The organism is Novosphingobium sp. SG919 (genome assembly GCF_012932495.1).
In the GTDB taxonomy this organism is placed as follows: Bacteria; Pseudomonadota; Alphaproteobacteria; order Sphingomonadales; family Sphingomonadaceae; genus Novosphingobium; species Novosphingobium rhizosphaerae.
On record NZ_JABCNG010000001.1, the window covers coordinates 343,655 to 359,735 of the forward strand.

At 66.1% G+C, this 16,081-nt stretch carries 14 protein-coding genes; 3 read left to right on the plus strand and 11 right to left on the minus strand.

The features are described 5' to 3' along the window. Window positions 1-4: 4 nt before the first annotated feature. From pdxA to FHT19_RS01585, 11 genes are all read right to left on the minus strand, one after another. The gene (gene pdxA, locus FHT19_RS01535; protein ID WP_169473557.1) at window positions 5-1,009 is read right to left on the minus strand and encodes a 4-hydroxythreonine-4-phosphate dehydrogenase PdxA; all 1,005 of its coding nucleotides are present in this window, start codon (window positions 1,007-1,009) and stop codon (window positions 5-7) included. A 166-nt stretch (window positions 1,010-1,175) separates the two neighbouring features. Then, complete coding sequence (locus FHT19_RS01540) at window positions 1,176-2,597, minus strand: peptidylprolyl isomerase (RefSeq protein ID WP_168554065.1); 1,422 nt, start codon at window positions 2,595-2,597, stop codon at window positions 1,176-1,178. A gap of 213 nt (window positions 2,598-2,810) precedes the next feature. Further along, window positions 2,811-3,878: a spermidine/putrescine ABC transporter substrate-binding protein gene (locus FHT19_RS01545; protein WP_169473559.1), complete on the minus strand. Its 1,068-nt coding sequence runs from the start codon at window positions 3,876-3,878 to the stop codon at window positions 2,811-2,813. Window positions 3,879-3,931: 53 nt separating this feature from the next. Continuing rightward, a complete protein-coding gene (locus FHT19_RS01550; RefSeq protein ID WP_248290225.1) occupies window positions 3,932-5,290 on the minus strand; it encodes a glutamine synthetase family protein in 1,359 nt (452 codons plus the stop codon). A gap of 27 nt (window positions 5,291-5,317) precedes the next feature. Further along, window positions 5,318-6,646, minus strand: coding sequence for an FAD-binding oxidoreductase (locus FHT19_RS01555; protein ID WP_169473561.1), 1,329 nt, complete (start codon window positions 6,644-6,646; stop codon window positions 5,318-5,320). Window positions 6,647-6,806: 160 nt separating this feature from the next. Continuing rightward, window positions 6,807-7,301, minus strand: a complete 495-nt coding sequence (locus FHT19_RS01560) for a nuclear transport factor 2 family protein (RefSeq protein ID WP_168554068.1) — start codon at window positions 7,299-7,301, stop codon at window positions 6,807-6,809. Window positions 7,302-7,377: 76 nt separating this feature from the next. Then, window positions 7,378-8,493 carry an ABC transporter ATP-binding protein gene (locus tag FHT19_RS01565; protein WP_168554069.1) on the minus strand — a complete coding sequence of 372 codons (1,116 nt, stop codon included), beginning with the start codon at window positions 8,491-8,493 and terminating at the stop codon, window positions 7,378-7,380. A gap of 19 nt (window positions 8,494-8,512) precedes the next feature. After that, window positions 8,513-9,355 carry an ABC transporter permease gene (locus FHT19_RS01570; protein WP_168554070.1) on the minus strand — a complete coding sequence of 281 codons (843 nt, stop codon included), beginning with the start codon at window positions 9,353-9,355 and terminating at the stop codon, window positions 8,513-8,515. Then, window positions 9,355-10,224 (minus strand): ABC transporter permease, encoded by an 870-nt coding sequence (locus tag FHT19_RS01575; RefSeq protein ID WP_169473563.1) that lies wholly within the window; start codon window positions 10,222-10,224, stop codon window positions 9,355-9,357. The genes FHT19_RS01570 and FHT19_RS01575 overlap by 1 nt, the downstream gene beginning before the upstream one ends. A gap of 249 nt (window positions 10,225-10,473) precedes the next feature. Beyond that, window positions 10,474-11,196 (minus strand): gamma-glutamyl-gamma-aminobutyrate hydrolase family protein, encoded by a 723-nt coding sequence (locus FHT19_RS01580; RefSeq protein WP_169473565.1) that lies wholly within the window; start codon window positions 11,194-11,196, stop codon window positions 10,474-10,476. Next, the gene (locus FHT19_RS01585; RefSeq protein ID WP_168554073.1) at window positions 11,193-12,701 is read right to left on the minus strand and encodes an aldehyde dehydrogenase; all 1,509 of its coding nucleotides are present in this window, start codon (window positions 12,699-12,701) and stop codon (window positions 11,193-11,195) included. The genes FHT19_RS01580 and FHT19_RS01585 overlap by 4 nt, the downstream gene beginning before the upstream one ends. 189 nt (window positions 12,702-12,890) lie before the next feature. On the opposite strand from FHT19_RS01585, the gene FHT19_RS01590 reads away from it, so the two are divergent. From FHT19_RS01590 to FHT19_RS01600, 3 genes are all read left to right on the plus strand, one after another. Then, window positions 12,891-14,231 (plus strand): glutamine synthetase family protein, encoded by a 1,341-nt coding sequence (locus FHT19_RS01590; protein WP_168554074.1) that lies wholly within the window; start codon window positions 12,891-12,893, stop codon window positions 14,229-14,231. 11 nt (window positions 14,232-14,242) lie between these two features. Next, window positions 14,243-15,526 carry an FAD-binding oxidoreductase gene (locus FHT19_RS01595; protein WP_169473567.1) on the plus strand — a complete coding sequence of 428 codons (1,284 nt, stop codon included), beginning with the start codon at window positions 14,243-14,245 and terminating at the stop codon, window positions 15,524-15,526. Between the two features lie 162 nt (window positions 15,527-15,688). Beyond that, a complete protein-coding gene (locus FHT19_RS01600; protein ID WP_168554076.1) occupies window positions 15,689-16,066 on the plus strand; it encodes a c-type cytochrome in 378 nt (125 codons plus the stop codon). The last annotated feature ends 15 nt before the right edge of the window (window positions 16,067-16,081 follow it).

Genomic DNA, 16,081 nt, shown 5'->3' on the forward strand with positions numbered 1-16,081 from the left:
CTGCTCATGCCAAAGCGGTGGCGCGCCGCACCGCGCATTCGCCGGCCAGGCGAATGGCCGCGATCATCGCGCCGGGGCGGGCCTGGCGCGTGCCGGCAATGCCGAAGGCAGTGCCGTGATCGGGCGAAGTGCGGATGATCGGCAGGCCCAGCGTGACATTCACGCCATCATCGAAATCGAGCACTTTCAACGGGATCAGCGCCTGATCGTGATACATGCAGATGGCCACGTCATAGGTGCTGCGCGCCTGGGCGTGGAACATCGTATCGGCCGGCAGCGGGCCGCGCGCGGCAATCCCGGCGGCCTGGAGCGCGGCGACGGCGGGCGCGATGTAGCTCTGGTCCTCGTGCCCCATGCGGCCATCCTCGCCGGCGTGGGGGTTGAGGCCGGCCACGGCCAGGCGCGGATCGGCAATGCCGAAATCGCGCACCAGCGCCCGCGCGGCGATCGCGCTGCGCCGGGTGATCAGTTCGGCGGTGATCAGGCCCGGCACGGCATGGAGCGGCACATGGACGGTGATCGGCACCACCTTGAGCGAGGGGCCGGCGAGCATCATCACCGCATCTTCATCGGCCACGCCGCTGGCCTGGCCAACGAATTCGGTTTGCCCCGGATGGTTGAAGCCCACGCTGGCGAGCCGGCTCTTGGACACCGGCGCGGTGACCAGGGCCGAAGTTTCACCCGCAATGGTCAATTGCGTCGCAGCGTCGAGCGAATGGAGCGCGAGCAGCGCGCCCTGGTTGGTCGGCTGGCCGGGGGTGTATTCCGCGTCGCCCAGATCGAGCACGGGCAGGGCGCGATCGAACGTGGCGACCGCTTCTTCCAGGCTGCCCACCGGGCGCACCGGCACATCAAGCCCGCGATGCCGCGCCGCTTCATCGATCACGCGGCGGCTGCCCACGGCCACGAAAGGCTCCAGCTTGGCCATGCCGCGCAGGATCCACGAGGCCGCGATCAATTCGGGGCCGATGCCGGCGGGATCACCCTGTGAAATGGCAATGGGGTTCATGGGCTTTGCGTTATCGGGCTTTGCGGGTGGGGGGTAGTGGGTGATGTTGCGGGTTCGGGTGGGTTTTGGATTTTTTGGGCCGGGCTGGGTTTTGCTTCTCACCACCCCCAACCCCCGTCTCTAAAGCGGAGGGTGTGGGGGGTGGTGGAGGCCTTGCTCCAACAAATCAGTTATACTCGATCACCGCATCGCGGCGCAGGTCGCGCAGGTAGGTTTGCGCGCGCTTGTTCACGCGGTCGTCTTCCATCTGCGACTGCATTTCTTCAAAGCTCGGGCCGTCGGCCACCTTGGGATCGTCGCGGCCGCACAGCATCAGCACGCGCACGCCGTCTTCGATCGAACCGAACGGCGGGGTGACTTCACCGATCGACAGCTTGAGCATCGAATCCTGCAGCGCGGCGGGCAGGTCGCGCGCCTTGACCTGGTCGTTGGTGACGACCGAGGCGCCGATGCTGGCGGCCGCAGCATCGGCCTGGCCGCAGCCATGGATGCCCTTGACCGTGCTGGCAAAGGTGGCGGCCTTGGCGGCGGCATCCTTTTCCGTGGTGCCCTTGGGGAAGGTGAGCGAGATCTGCTTGAGGCTGAGCACCGCGTCGCGCGGGTCTGCGGTCAGCACCTGGCGCTTGTCGATCAGGTAGAGGATCGAATAGCCGCCGGGAATCTCGACCGGCCCGGCGAGCTGGCCGGGCTGCATCGAAGCGGCCACGGTCGAAAGATCCTGCGGCAACTGGCCCAGGCGAATCCAGCCCAGGTCACCGCCCACCGCCGCCGTGGAGGCTTCGGAATACTGGCGGGCATAGGCGACGAAGCTGCCGCCCTTCTTCAACTGTTCCACGATCTGGTTGGCGTTGGCCATGACCTGGGCACGGTTGGTGTCGTTGGCGGAGAGATAGATTTCGCCGATGCGGTATTCCTCGGTGCCCTTGGCAGCCTTGAGGCGATCCATCATTTCCTTCACTTCGCCGTCGGACACGTTGATGAACGGCTGGACGTTGCGACGCAGCAGGCGCTGCCACGACAGCTCGCCGCGGATCTGCCGCTTGAGCGAGGCGGGCGAAGAGCCGATCGACACGAGATACTTGTCGAGTGCGGCCGGGTTCTGGCCGAAGTTCTGCTGGGCAACGCGCTCGTAGGTCTGGTTGACCTCGTCGTCGTCCACGTCGACCCCGGCCGACTTGGCTTCCTGGATCTGCAGCGTCTCGTCGATCAGGTTGCGCAGCACTTGCAGGCGCAGGCGTTCCTGTTCCTCGGCCGAAACCTTGCCGCCGTTGGCATTGACGATCAGCGCGAGGCGCTGGTCGATATCGGTTCCGGTGAGGATTTCGCCATTCACGATCGCGGTGGCGCGGCGCACGTTGGGATCGCTCTTGCCGAAGATCTGCACGTTGGCCGGAATGTTGAGCTGGCCCGAAGCATCGGGCGCGCCGCCCTGGGTGCGGGTGTCACCGGCCTGGGCCCCACCGGCCTGAGCTTGCGCGACGCTGCCGGCCACCGGCAGGGCTGCCGTGGCGACCAGGCCCAGTGCCAGCGTGGCCCGGCCAGCCAGATGGCGCATCCGATAAAGTGGCAGCCGGTTGATGGACTTCATGGCGATCCGAACTTCCTGTCAGGCATGCAGCATGCAAAACTTGGCAGCATGCGAAATATTGCGTCGATCCGGCGTGCAGTGACCCGGCTTAACCCACGCTGAGTGGCGGCAAGCGGGCGGGAATGCAACGCCGGAATTGGTCGTGCAGGGGAAAACTTTGCAACAAACGTGGCTCGTGGCGGGATTCTGCCGACCGGGTTTTGCGCTCTGCCCTCAACCCGCGCGCACCTGGGTCATCGCCTGCTCATAGCGGCTGTTGATCTCTTGCCCGCGATAGCGCGAGTATTCGCATCGCGCCAACGCTTCGGCCGGCGGGAAGATCACCGGGCTGTTGCGATAGTCATCGGGCATCAGCGCCAGCGCCGCCTGGTTGGGCGTGGGATAGCGGATGGTGCGGGCAATGTCGGCCCCGGCCTGCGCGCCCAGGACGAAATCGATGAAGGCATAGGCCAGATCGGGATTGGGCGCGTTGTGCGGGATGCACAGGCTGTCGCTGGCGATGATGCCGCCTTCGCGCGGGACCACGAAAGACAGGTCGGGATCATCGCGCATCACTTGGGCGATATCGCCGTTGTATTCGATCACCAGGTCCACGTCTCCGCCCAGCAGCAGGTCCTGCCCGTTATCGTCATGGAACGCGGCGATATTGGGCTTTTGCTTCAAGAGCATGGCCTTGACCTGGGCAATCACGGCAGGATCGTTGGTGTTGGCCGGGTGGCCCAGGTATTTGGCGCCGATCTCGAACAGCTCGCTCGCTTCGGCCAGCAGCGCGATGCGGCCCTTGTAGCGATCGGAATCGAGCACCCACTTCCAGCTGTCGGGCACGCCATCGACTTTGGATTTGCGATAGCCGATGCCGGTGACGATCCAGGTATAGGGCACCGAAAAGCGCCGGCCGGGATCGAACGGCGGATTGGTGAACTGGGGCGCGATGTTCTTGAGATTCGGAATTTTCGCGTGATCGAGCGGGGCCAGCATATTGGCCGCGGTCATGCGTTCGACGAAATCGTTGGACGGCACGATCACGTCATAGCCCTGGTTGCCGCTGCGCAGCTTGGCAAACAGCTCGTCATTGTTGGCAAACAGGCTGATGTTGACGCCCGCGCCCGCCGCCTTGGTGAAATCGGCGACGGTGTTCTTCCCGATATAGGTATCCCAGGTATAGAGATTGAGCGCGCGCGAGGGCTTCCCGCGCGAACAGGCGGCGAGCGCCCCGGTGAAGGACAGGCCAATGCCGGCAAGGCCAGCCTGGCGCAGGAACATGCGGCGGGAATGGGCCATCTTCGTTCAATTCCTGAAGGCAAGTGCAATCCGCGGGCGGGGATGGCCGCAGATCAGGCCTTGAGCAAGAGGTGATCGCGTTCCCACGAGGAGATCACCTCGTCATAAGCGGCCAGTTCGTTGAGCTTGATTTCGTAGAACGCCTTGATGAACTGCTCGCCCAGCAAGTCGATCACCGGCTGGCAATCGATCATCTGCTTGAGCGCGGCATCGAGGTTGCGCGGCAGGGTGCGTTCCTCGTCATAGGCGTTGCGGGCCATCAGCGGCAGTGGTTCGATCTTTTCCTGCAGGCCGATATACCCGCAGGCCAGCGTGGCGGCGATGGCGATATAGGGATTGGCATCGGCACCGGGCAGGCGGTTTTCGATGCGCGTGTTGTTGGGCGAACTGACCGGAATGCGCAAGCCGCAGCTGCGGTTGTCCAGCCCCCATTGTACATTGATCGGCGCGCTGTGGGCGGGGCGGATGCGGCGGAAGGAATTGACGTTGGGCGCGAACAGCGGGACCACTTGCGGAAGGTAGCGTTGCAGCCCGCCCACGAACCAGCGGAATTCCTGCGTCAGCCCTGCTTGCGTACCGAAGAGGTTGGCGCCGTCCTGGTCCACCGCCGAGATGTGCAGGTGCATCGCGCTGCCCGGCTGGCTTTCCATCGGCTTGGCCATGAAGGTGGCATAGACGCCGTGCTTCAAGGCCACCTGGCGCACGATGCGCTTGAAGATCACCACCTGGTCGCACAGCGCCACGGGATCGCCGTGGTTGAAGTTGATTTCGAGCTGCGCGGTACCGCCTTCGTGGATCATCGTATCGAGTTGCAGCGAGGCGATTTCCGAATTGTCGTAGATTTCCTCGATGATGTCTTCGTATTCGGTTACCGATTCCAGGCCATAGGGCTGGGGCGAGCTTTCCGCGCGGCCCGAACGCCCGCGCGGCGGCTGGATCGGCAGGTCGGGATCGGAATTGACCTCGGTCAGGTAGAATTCCAGTTCCGGGGCCACCACCATCTGCCAGCCCATGTCGGCATATTTGGCCAGCATGCGTTTGAGCACGTGGCGCGGCGCCACTTCGAACGGGCGGCCATCGCGGTGCAGGGCATCGGCCACGACGAAGGCGGTGGGGGTGCGAAAGCCTGGCGCCACGCAGATCGAATGGATATCGGGCAGCAGGGTCACATCGGGATCGCGATAAAGGAAATCATCCTCGTCGGTATCGGCATAGTCCCCGGTGATGGTGACGGAAAAGACCGAAGAAGGCAGGCGTAGGCTCATGTTGCCGACCGAGGCGATGAACTTGTCGGCCGGCCAGACCTTGCCGCGCACCACGCCGTTGATATCGGGGACGAGGCATTCCACCTCGCTGATGCGTTTTTCGCGGATCCATTCGGCAAAGGCTGAAGACATGGGCGATTCTGGCATGGGATCACTCGTGTGAAGAGAATGGGGTCAAAGGCGGTCGCGTAAGGCAAAGAAAGTCATGGCAGCGGCCATCGTCGGCCAGCGCAGCCACGTGCCCCCAGGAAAGCGCGGCGTGGGCAGCCGCTGCACCAGGTCCAGCGCCGGAGAGGGATACCCGGCCATGGCCGCGCCGATTTCCGACCCCAGCCACGGCGCGAGCACCACGCCCAGCCCGGAAAATCCACTGAGCGACCACAGCCCCGGTGCCACCTGCGCGGCATAGGGCAGGCGATGCGGGGTGATGGAAAGCGTTCCGCCCCAGGCGTGGTCGATCGGCACATCGGCCAGTTGTGGAAGCACGCGCAGCATGTGCGGCCGCACGAACGCGGCCATGTCGGCCGGCAGGCGATAGGAATAGCGCTCTCCCCCACCGAACAGCAAGCGGCGATCGGGGGTGAGGCGGAAGTAATAGACCACGAAGCGCGAATCCGACACCGCATGCCCGCCGCCGATCAGCGCGGCGGCACGCGCGGGCGGCAGCGGGGCCGTGGTGGCGATGAAATTGTTGATCGGCAGCACATGCGCGTCGACCTTGGGCACCAGCCCCTGGGCATAGCCGCCGGTGGCCACCAGCACGCGGGCCGCGCGCACCGTGCCGCCCGGCGTGGCGATGCGCCAGCCTTCCCCTTCGCGAGCGATGCCGGTGCAGCGGCTGTGCGGATGGATCACCGCACCCGCGGCCTGGGCCGCGCGGGCCATGGCCAGGGCCAGCTTGAGCGGGTTGAGATGGCCACCAGCCAGATCGAGGCTGCCGCCGAAATAGGCCTCGCTCGCCACCAGCGCGCGGATGTCGTCCTGGCCGAGCGGGGTGAGCGCGGCGTGGCCATAGGCCTCGCGCATGAAGCGCACCTGATCGTGCGTTTCGCGCACCAGGCCGGGCTTGTGATCGGCATGGATCAAGCCGGGACGGAAATCGCAAGCGTCGGGATCGTGGGCGATGAGGCGATCGAGGTCGTCGCGCGCGGCGCGGGCCATGGACCACATCGCCCTGGCCCCATCCTCGCCCAGGTGGCCCGCCAGCCAGTGCTGGTCCTGGTTCCAGCCCAGGTGCACCTGGCCGCCGTTGCGGCCCGATGCGCCCCAGCCCAGAGGCCCGCTTTCCAGCAGGACGACCGATCGCCCGGCTTCCGCCAGCCGCAATGCGGCACCCAGACCTGTGTAGCCCCCGCCAATGATGCAGGCATCGGCCTGCACATCCCGATCCAGCACGCGGCCGTCAAAAGGCGCGGAGATCGTGGCGGCGTAATAGGAAGGCGGATAGGCCCGCACATCCTCGCCGGTTGGTCCTGCCCGCTCGATGGATCGAGGCGTTAACATTGCCGTCGTTCTACCCCATGCCCGGAGGGGCGACAAGCGAGCGGGCTGGGGGTTTGGTTGTCAGGGTGGTGTATGGAATGCACCGTTTCGGGGGGAGATTGCTTGAGGTTTCCACCACTCCCAACCATCCTTACGACGAGGAGGGGCTGCTCACGTGGAGTCAGGGGCCGGGATCGCCCAGCGTCGCGCCGTCCCAATGCTCGTCGGCCTTGCCATCGACAAAGCGCCACATGTCGAACCAGGTGGTGGTATAGGTCTTGGCCGGGTCCTTGGGGTCCTTCTGGGTCCTCACGAAGCTGACCACCACGCGGTCACCCTCCGCGGTGACCGAGACGACCGGCGTGGCCATGTGGGCGGGGCAGACCTTTGGCTTTACCTTGAGCACCTGGGTAAAGAAATGCACGACGGTGTCGCGGCCCGACGGCACCATCGGGTTGTGCTGGTGATAGGCGGGCGTCAGGAACAGATCGGCCTTGTTCCATTCACCGCATTCCAGCAGGTCTTTCACGATATGCAGCGCGGCCTGCTTGTTGCGGTGGAGCACCGGATCGGGGCTGGTGAACAGGCTTTCGGGATCGGGCGCGGCCACCACGGCTTCCTGGGCGTGGGCGGCGGGGGCAAGCAGCAGCAAAGTGGGCAGCAGCAGGCGTTTCATCGATGTCTCTCCCGTGTCTGGCCGCGACGATAATGCAGGACCGGCCCCTTCGCCAGCCTGTCGCTGGCCCGGGGGCCTAACCCAGCAGCACCACCGGCGCAGTGGGAGTCCAGCTCAGCCACACCGGCTCGCCCACGGGCAGGCTGGGCGCCAGGGTGCGTTCGCCATTGGCGCGGGCCACCTTGAACGTGGCGCCGCTGGCGGTTTCCACGTCATAGAGCGTCTCGCTGCCCAGATAGGCCGAGCGGACGATCGTGCCCTCGACCACGTTGGCATCCGGAAGGGCGTCGGGCCCGGCTGGGCGGCCTTCGCTGGTGGGCGTCATCACGATCTTCTCGGGGCGGATGCCGGCCCACACCGGGGTATCGGGTGCGCCGGTCACGCCGTGGCTGACATAGATCGGCACGGCCAGATCGGGCGCGGTGACGGCGGCATGGTCGGGTTCGTCCACGCTCAGGCGGCCTTCGAACATGTTGATCGTGCCGATGAAGTCCGCAACGAAGCGGTTGGCCGGATATTCATAGAGATCGCCCGGCGCGGCCACCTGCTGCAACCGGCCGCGGTTCATCAGCGCGCAGCGGCTGGCCATGGCCAGCGCCTCGTCCTGGTCGTGGGTGACCATCACGAAGGTGACGCCGACATCGTGCTGGATCTGCGCGAGTTCGGCGCGCATGGCATCGCGCAGCTTGGCATCGAGTGCCGAGAGCGGCTCGTCGAGCAGCAAGACCTTGGGCTTCTTCACCAGGGCGCGGGCCAGGGCCACGCGCTGGCGCTGGCCGCCAGAAAGCTGATCGGGCTTGCGATGGCCGAATTCATCCAGCTTCACCAGGCGCAGGGCGTCAGCCACGCGGGCTTCGCGCTCGTCCTTGGCGACGCGGTCGATCTTGAGGCCATAGGCGACGTTTTCGGCAACGGTCAGGTGCGGGAACACGGCATAGGACTGGAACACCATGTTGACCGGGCGCCGGTTGGGCGGGGTGGTGCTCATGTCCACGCCGTCGATCAGGATGCGCCCTTCGGTGGGCGTTTCAAGGCCCGCCAGCATGCGCAGCAAGGTGGTCTTGCCGCAGCCCGAGGGGCCAAGCAGCGAGAAGAATTCGCCGCGATGAATGTCGAGGCTGACATCGTCCACCGCGATGAACGAGCCGAACCGCTTGGTCACGTTCTCGAATTGGATGAGAGGCTGGGTCATGGGGAATTCCTGTGTGAAATCAGTGGCCCTGCGCCAGGTCGCGGCCCTGGAGCTTCATGCCGATGGCGGTCAGCGCAATGGTGATGAGCATCAGCACGGTGGAAGCGGCGTTGACCTCTGGCGTGACCGAGAAGCGCACCATCGAATAGATCTTGACCGGGAACGTCACCGTGTTGGGCCCCGACGTGAAGAACGTGATCACGAAATCGTCGAGGCTGAGCGTGAAGGCGAGCAATCCGCCCGAGATCAGCGCCGGGCGCACGTGGGGCAGCAGCACGTCCCACAGCGCGCGCAACTCGCTGGCGCCAAGGTCGCGCGCGGCTTCCTCCATCTCGCGGTTGAAGCTGGCCAGGCGCGCGCGGACGACGACGGCGACGAAGGGGAAGCTGAAGGTGATATGCGCGATGATGATCGCGCCCAGGTCAAACGGCCAGACCAGGTCGCGCGGCCAGGGCACGATCTGGCCGAAGAACACCAGCATCGCCACGCCCATGCAGATTTCGGGCACCACGATCGGCAGCGTCACCGCGCCATCGAACAGGCCCTTGCCGGGAAAGCGGAAGCGCCACAGCGCAATGGCGGTGAGCGCGCCGAGCACCACGCTGAACAGCATCGAGATGAACGCGATGGTCAGCGAATTGGTGAAGGCATCGATTAGCGCGGCATCGTTCCACATCGTGCCGTACCAATCGAGGGTGAAGCCCTCCCAGCGGATGGTGCGGCGGCTGTCGTTGAAGCTGAACACCACCAGGCTGGCCAGCGGCACATAGAGGAACAGGATGACCGCGCCCACCCACAGGCGCAGCGGCCAGCGGCGGGCGTATTCGAGCGGGCCGGGCTTTGCGTCGAGCGGTTTTGCCATCAGGCGTCTCCGTGGCGTTGGGCGCGGGTGGCGCGGCGATCCTGGATCGCGCGCACGGCCATCGCCAGAAGCGTGAGATACATCAGCATGAACGAGAGCGCGGCGCCAAACGGCCAGTCATTCGCGCGCTTGAACTGTCGCTCGATCACGCTGGCGATCATCTGGCTGTCGGGCCCGCCCAAAAGGTCTGGGGTAAGGTAGGAGCCGAGCGCGGGAATGAACGTGAGCATGATCGCCGAGAGGATGCCCGGCTTGGCGATCGGCACGATCACCTTGAAGATCGTAGCAATGTGCCCGGCGCCCAGGTCGAGGCTGGCCTCGATCAGCGAGCGGTCCATGCGATCAAGCGTGGAATAGAGTGGCAGGATGATGAAGGGCAGGTGGACATAGACCAGGCCCACGATCACCGCGAAATTGGTGTGCAGCATCTCGAACGGGCCAAGACCGACGAGGCCGAAGGCATCGTTGATATAGCCCTCGGTGCGCATCACCGCCATGAGCGCATACGTGCGCACCAGCAGGTTGGTCCAGAACGGCAGCATGATGCCGAGCAGCAGCAGGATCTTGCCGCGGTCGGTGGCAAAGGTCATCGCCAGGGCATAGGGAAAGCCGATCACCAGGCACACCGCCGTGGTCACCCCGGCAAAGACCAGCGATTTGGCAAAGATCATCAGGTAGACCGGATCGAACACCCGCACATAGTTGTCGAGCGTGCCGGTCACGGCCACTTCGGTGAGCCCCAGGGTGCGGCCAAAGCTGTAGGCCCAGATCACGCTGAGCGGCACCACGAAGAACAGCGTGATCCAGGCAGCCGGCGCGCTCAGCACGGCCAGGAACGCGCCCTTGCTGCTGTTTGATGCGCTGTTCATCGCGGCAAGATCCTCATCGGTGGCAATTTCCCCAAAATCATCGGCGCAAGACCAAAGGTTGCCTCTGGCGCCGCCTGATCGGCGCCCGAAGCGGTGGTGTGGACATGCCTGCCTGCGTGACGTCTTGTTTATATCGTTGCGGGGTTTTTCCCGTTATCTGCGATCACACTTATGCGCCAGCACGGGCGCGGTCAATCGCAAATCATTCCTGTGCCACAGGGCCAATCTGCCCCTGCGCCAGGGGCCTCGTCAACCACCGCGCAGCACTTGCCCCAGCCGGTTGAAGAACCAGGCCGAAGCCGGGTTGGTATCGGCATCCCATTCCGGGTGCCACTGCACGGCGAGCACCTGGGCCTTGCCCACTTGCGCCGAAAATGCCTCTACCAGCCCATCGGGCGCGATCGCTTCGACGGTGAGGCCTTGGCCGAGCGTGGCCACGCCCTGGTAGTGAACGGTGTTGACGGTGATCGTATCGCCCAGCGCGGACGCGAGAATGCCGCCGGGCGTGAGGCTGACGGGATGCGTGGCGGCAAACATCGCTTCCAGGCTCACCCCGTCGGGCGCGTGGTGAGCAACCGGGCCATCGGCGGGCAGGGTTTGCAACGTGCCGCCAAAGGCCACGTTCAATTCCTGAAACCCCCGGCAGATGCCGAACACCGGCTTGCCCGCGCGCAGCATGGCATCGCCCAGCGCCAGCGTGGTGGTATCGCGTGCGGGATCGAACGGGCCGTCCCCGCTGCTGGCGCCATAGCGCCAAGGCTCCATGTTGGAGGGGCTGCCCGTGAGCAGCAGCCCATCGAGCCGGCTGGCCAGCGCGGCCCAATCGGTAAGGCCGGGCAGCGCCGGAACCAGCACCACGTCGGCATCGGCATGGGCGGCGGGCGCGCGCAGATAGCGGTCGATCACGCCGTGCACCGGCTCTGCCCCGCCCGGGCGCAGGCAGCACGACACGCCGAGCAGTGGGCGGGTCATGCCGGCAGCACGCCCAGCGATGACAGGGCAGGGGTGGAGATGGTGACCGATTTCATGTCGGCATACTTGTAAAGCGCATGGAGGCTGCGGTCACGGCCAAAGCCGGATTGCTTGAACCCGCCAAAGGGCATCGTGATGTCGCACGCGTCCCACCCGTTGACCCAGACCAGGCCCGCCCGCAGGCGCCGGGCAAAGGCGTGGGCAATGTCGATCGAGCCGGTCCACAGGCCCGAAGCAAGGCCGTATGGCGTGTCGTTGGCCAGCGCCAGCGCCTGTTCGGGCGTGTCGAACGGGACCACCGCCAGGACGGGGCCGAACACTTCTTCCTGCGCCAGGCTGCTGGCGTTGCTGACCGCGTCGAACACCGTGGGATCAAGGTAGAAGCCGCCGCTTTCGCTGCGCGCGCGGCCCCCGCCCAGGCGCAGCGTGGCGCCTTCCTGCTGCGCGCGGGCAATGCGGGTGAGCACGCCTTCCAGCTGCCTTTCGCTGATCACCGCGCCCAGTTGCGTGGCCGGATCGAGCGGATCGCCGGGGCGGATGGTCTTGGCCACGGCCAGCACTTTCTCCACGAATTCGGCGTGGATCGAGCGCTGCACCAGGAGGCGCGAGCCAGCGGTGCAGACCTGGCCGGCATTGTAGAAGATGCCCCAGGCGGCGGCCTGGGCCGCGCGATCGAGATCGGGGCAATCGGCAAAGACGATGTGCGGGCTCTTGCCGCCCAGTTCCAGGCTCACGCGCTTCAAGTTGCTGTCGGCCGAATAGCGCATCAACTGGCGGCCCACCGGCCCCGAGCCGGTGAAGGTGATCATGTCCACGTCGTTGTGCAGTGCGAGGGCCGCGCCGGCATCCTGGCCCGTGCCGGTGACGACATTGAGCACGCCGTCGGGAATGCCGGCTTCCAGCGCCAGTTCGGCAAAGCGTAGCGCGGTGAGCGAGGACAGTTCCGAAGGCTTGACCACCATCGAATTGCCCATGGCGATGGCTGGGGCGATTTTCCACATGGCCATCAGCAGCGGGAAGTTCCACGGCACGATCGCGCCGATTACGCCGAGCGGATCGTGCACGGCATAGGAGAACTTGTCGGGCCCGGTGGGGCCGACCTCGCCATGGATCTTGTCCACCGCTTCGGCATAGAAGCGCAAGGTGCCCAGCGCCAGGGGCACGTCGACGCCGCGGGTGTCGCCGATCGGCTTGCCCGAATCGATGGTTTCGAGCACCGCGAATTCTTCCGCCGCTGCTTCCAGCTTGTCGGCCAGGGTGAGCATCAGCTTCTTGCGCTGGGCCGGCTTCATGTCGCGCCACTGGCCGCTTTCGAAGCGGGCCCGGGCGGCGGCGACGGCGCGGTCCACATCCTGGGCATCGCCGGCGGGCAGTGTGCCGATCACCTGGCCGGTGCCGGGGTTGACGGTGTCGAGCGTGGCGCCCGATGCGGCCGGCACGCTGGCGCCGCCGATCACGTGGTGGGCCGGCAGGCGAGTGGGCAGGATGGGGGGCGCACTGGTCATGGCTATGATCGATCCGGCTTTTGCAATGTGTGATCACTAATAGTGATTGTGACGCGCCGCGCAAGGTGGCTCGGCCCATCGAGTCGGGGCTTTCGTGGCAGGAAAATGACCGGATCGGCCGGAAAAGCCAGATCGGGCGGTGCGATCCGGGCTGGACAGGCAGGCCGGGTTTTCATATGTGATCACACCATGACGCAAGAAACCGTATCCTCCTTTGCCGACTGGCTCGCCGCTCATCCTGAAGTCACGCGGGTGGAGGCTTTCCTCACCGACGTGAACGGCGCGCCCAAGGGCAAATGGCTGGTGCGCGACAAGGCGTTGGCCCTGGCGGCCAAGGGCCTGCCGATGCCGCTGTCGGTCTTTGCGCTCGATGCCTGGGGTTGCGATGTGGCCGGCGCGGGCCTGGCGTTCGGCACGGGCGATCCGGACGGGCTGTGCTGGCCGGTGCCGGGGCGTTGGAGCAAGGCGCCTTGGCTGGGCGAGGACAGCGCGCAAGTGTTCCTGGGCATGGTGGACAAGGACGGCGGCCCGGTGGTGGCCGATCCGCGCGGCATGCTGACCGCGCTGCTGGCCCGCTATGCCGCGCGCGGGTTGACCCCGGTGGTGGCGACGGAGCTGGAATTCTATCTCTATCGCCTGGAAGGCGGCGTGCCGGTGCCGCCCGATGGCAACCTGCGCCGCAACGACACGCTTTCGACCACCGCGCTTTCCGCCCATGCCGCGCTGTTCGACGAGATCATGGCCCTGGCCCACGCCATGGGCATTCCGGCTGATGCCGTGATCAGCGAGGCGGGGCCGGGCCAGTATGAGCTGAACCTGCTGCACCGCGCCGATGCACTGGCGGCGGCCGACGATACCGTGCTTATGAAGCGGATCGTGCGCGCGCTGGCCGCCCACCACGGCCTGGGCGCCACGTTCATGGCCAAGCCCTATGGCGAATGTTCGGGCAGCGGGATGCATATCCACGCCAGCCTCAACGATGCCGCCGGCAAGAACGTGCTGGCCCGGCCCGAAGGTGGCCCGGCCGATATGCTGCTGCACGCCGTGGCCGGGCTTTTGGCGGCGATGCCCGAAACGATGCTGGCCTTCGCACCCAACTACAATTCGTTCCGCCGTTTCCGCCCCGATGCCCATGCGCCGGTTTCGGCCAGTTGGGGCATCGACGACCGATCGGCCGCGGTGCGGGTGATCGTGGGCGATGCCAAGGCGACGCGGATCGAGCATCGCATTTCCGGGGCGGACGTGAACCCGCACGTGGCCATGGCGGCGATGCTGGGCGCGATGCTGCAAGGGATCGAGGAAGGCGTGATGCCGCCGCCCGCGCAAGACCCGCTTCACCCCGGCGCAGGCGCGCCGCTGCCGGTGGAATGGGGCGTGGCACAAGCTGCCTTTGCCGCTTCGGCGCGGGCCGAGGGCATGTTCGGCGCGCGCTTCCGCGATATCTTCCTGGCGTGCAAGCAGCAGGACCGCGCCGCGTTCCTGGCGCAGATCGACCGGTTCGAATACGACACCTACCTGGGCCTGCTGTAATGGGGCAGGCTATGCCCTCCTACGCCGGCATGCCCACCTGGTATGCCGCGAGCGCCAATCCCGCGCCGCAGCGGCCCGTGCTGCAAGGGGCGCACAGGGCCACGGTCTGCGTGATCGGGGCCGGATTTACCGGGCTTTCGGTGGCGCTGGAACTGGCCGAGCGTGGCATCGACACGATCGTGCTGGAAAGCGAGCGGGTGGGCTGGGGCGCATCGGGCCGCAATGGCGGGCAATTGATCAACGGCTATTCGCGCGGGCTGGATGTGCTGGAGGCGCGGCACGGGCCCGCCGTGGCGCGCGAGCTTGGCAAAGTGGCGCTGGAAGGCGCGGCCATCATCCGCGAACGCGTGGGCAAATATGGCATCGCTTGCGACCTGGTGGATGGCGGGCTGGGCGTGGCGCTGACGGCCAAGCAGATGCGCGGGCTGGAGGAAGAGGCCAAGGTATGGGCCGCGCATGGCCACAAGACCATCGCGGTGCTCGATCGCGAAGGGCTGCGCGCCCATGTGCAGAGCGACCGGTATGTCGGCGGCATTCTCGATCCCTTGCGTGGCCATTTCCACCCACTCAACTACCTGCTGGGCGAAGCCGCCGCGTTCGAGGCGCTGGGCGGGCGCCTGTTCGAGCACAGCCAGGTGTTGCGCGTGGACGAAGCCGGGCCGCGACCGCGCGTGACGACGGCGCAGGGCGAGGTGGTGGCCGACACGCTGGTGGTGTGCGGCAATGCCTATCTGGGCAAGACCATGCCGCGGCTTTCGGGGCAGATCATGCCGGTGTCGAGCCAGATCGTCACGACCGAGCCGCTGGGCGACCTGGCGGCGCAGCTTCTGCCCAGCGATGCCTGCGTGGAAGATGCCAACTACATCCTCGACTATTTCCGCCGCACGGCAGACGGGCGCCTGCTCTATGGTGGCGGGATCGTCTATGGCGGGCAGGACCCGGCGAGCGTGGAAGCCAAGATCCGCCCCGGCCTGGTCAAGACATTCCCGCAGTTGAAGGACGTGAAGCTGGACTTTGCGTGGAGCGGCACCTTTGCCATGACGCTGAGCCGCATGCCGCAGATCGGCCGGCTGTCACCCCACGTCTATTATTCGCACGGCGACAGTGGCCATGGCGTGACCACCACGCAGTTGCTGGGCCGCCTGCTGGCCGAGGCGATCGGCGGGCAGCATGCGCGCTTCGACGTGTTCGGCAATCTGCCGCACCTGCCGTTTCCCGGCGGGCAGCGCTTGCGCGCGCTGCTCTCCACGCTGGGATCGCTGTGGTACACGCTGCGCGATCGGCTGGGCGTGTGAGGCGCGCAGGCCTGCCTGAATCGATGGACCTTTGCCAGCGGATCGTGCACAATCATGGCGTTGGCAGCGGCCGGAAACGGCCAAGTCTTCGATCCCAGTTTACGATCCCGGTGCCAGGCGGTGCCGGGATTTTCGCGATCAAAACCTGAAGGACGATCGATAATGCGTCGTATCCCAATGTTTGTTTCTGCCCTGATCGGCCTGGCTGCAAGCGTGACGGCGCCTGCGGCCCACGCCCAGAACGCCGGCGCCGGGGCCGCCACGTTCAAGCAGCAGTGCCAGATGTGCCATGTGAACACCGCCGGCGCCAAGGGCTTTGCCGCGCCGAACCTGTGGGGCGTGGTGGGCCGCAAGGCCGGCTCCACCCCGTTTGCCTATTCCACCGCGCTCAAGAATTCGGGCAAGACCTGGGACCCCAAGACGCTGGACGCGTTCCTGACCGCGCCGGGCAAGCTGGTGCCGGGCACGCGCATGGTCGTGGCCATTCCCGATGCCAAGAAGCGCGCCGACGTGATCGCCTACCTCAAGACCCTGCACTGATCGCCTAGATCAGGT

Excerpts from the sequence above, each read along its gene's own strand:
- pdxA (WP_169473557.1), bottom strand. The coding sequence starts at position 1,009 with ATGAACCCCATTGCCATTTCACAGGGTGATCCCGCCGGCATCGGCCCC.
- FHT19_RS01540 (WP_168554065.1), bottom strand. The coding sequence starts at position 2,597 with ATGAAGTCCATCAACCGGCTGCCACTTTATCGGATGCGCCATCTGGCT.
- FHT19_RS01545 (WP_169473559.1), bottom strand. The coding sequence starts at position 3,878 with ATGGCCCATTCCCGCCGCATGTTCCTGCGCCAGGCTGGCCTTGCCGGC.
- FHT19_RS01550 (WP_248290225.1), bottom strand. The coding sequence starts at position 5,290 with ATGCCAGAATCGCCCATGTCTTCAGCCTTTGCCGAATGGATCCGCGAA.
- FHT19_RS01555 (WP_169473561.1), bottom strand. The coding sequence starts at position 6,646 with ATGTTAACGCCTCGATCCATCGAGCGGGCAGGACCAACCGGCGAGGAT.
- FHT19_RS01560 (WP_168554068.1), bottom strand. The coding sequence starts at position 7,301 with ATGAAACGCCTGCTGCTGCCCACTTTGCTGCTGCTTGCCCCCGCCGCC.
- FHT19_RS01565 (WP_168554069.1), bottom strand. The coding sequence starts at position 8,493 with ATGACCCAGCCTCTCATCCAATTCGAGAACGTGACCAAGCGGTTCGGC.
- FHT19_RS01570 (WP_168554070.1), bottom strand. The coding sequence starts at position 9,355 with ATGGCAAAACCGCTCGACGCAAAGCCCGGCCCGCTCGAATACGCCCGC.
- FHT19_RS01575 (WP_169473563.1), bottom strand. The coding sequence starts at position 10,224 with ATGAACAGCGCATCAAACAGCAGCAAGGGCGCGTTCCTGGCCGTGCTG.
- FHT19_RS01580 (WP_169473565.1), bottom strand. The coding sequence starts at position 11,196 with ATGACCCGCCCACTGCTCGGCGTGTCGTGCTGCCTGCGCCCGGGCGGG.
- FHT19_RS01585 (WP_168554073.1), bottom strand. The coding sequence starts at position 12,701 with ATGACCAGTGCGCCCCCCATCCTGCCCACTCGCCTGCCGGCCCACCAC.
- FHT19_RS01590 (WP_168554074.1), top strand. The coding sequence starts at position 12,891 with ATGACGCAAGAAACCGTATCCTCCTTTGCCGACTGGCTCGCCGCTCAT.
- FHT19_RS01595 (WP_169473567.1), top strand. The coding sequence starts at position 14,243 with ATGCCCTCCTACGCCGGCATGCCCACCTGGTATGCCGCGAGCGCCAAT.
- FHT19_RS01600 (WP_168554076.1), top strand. The coding sequence starts at position 15,689 with ATGCGTCGTATCCCAATGTTTGTTTCTGCCCTGATCGGCCTGGCTGCA.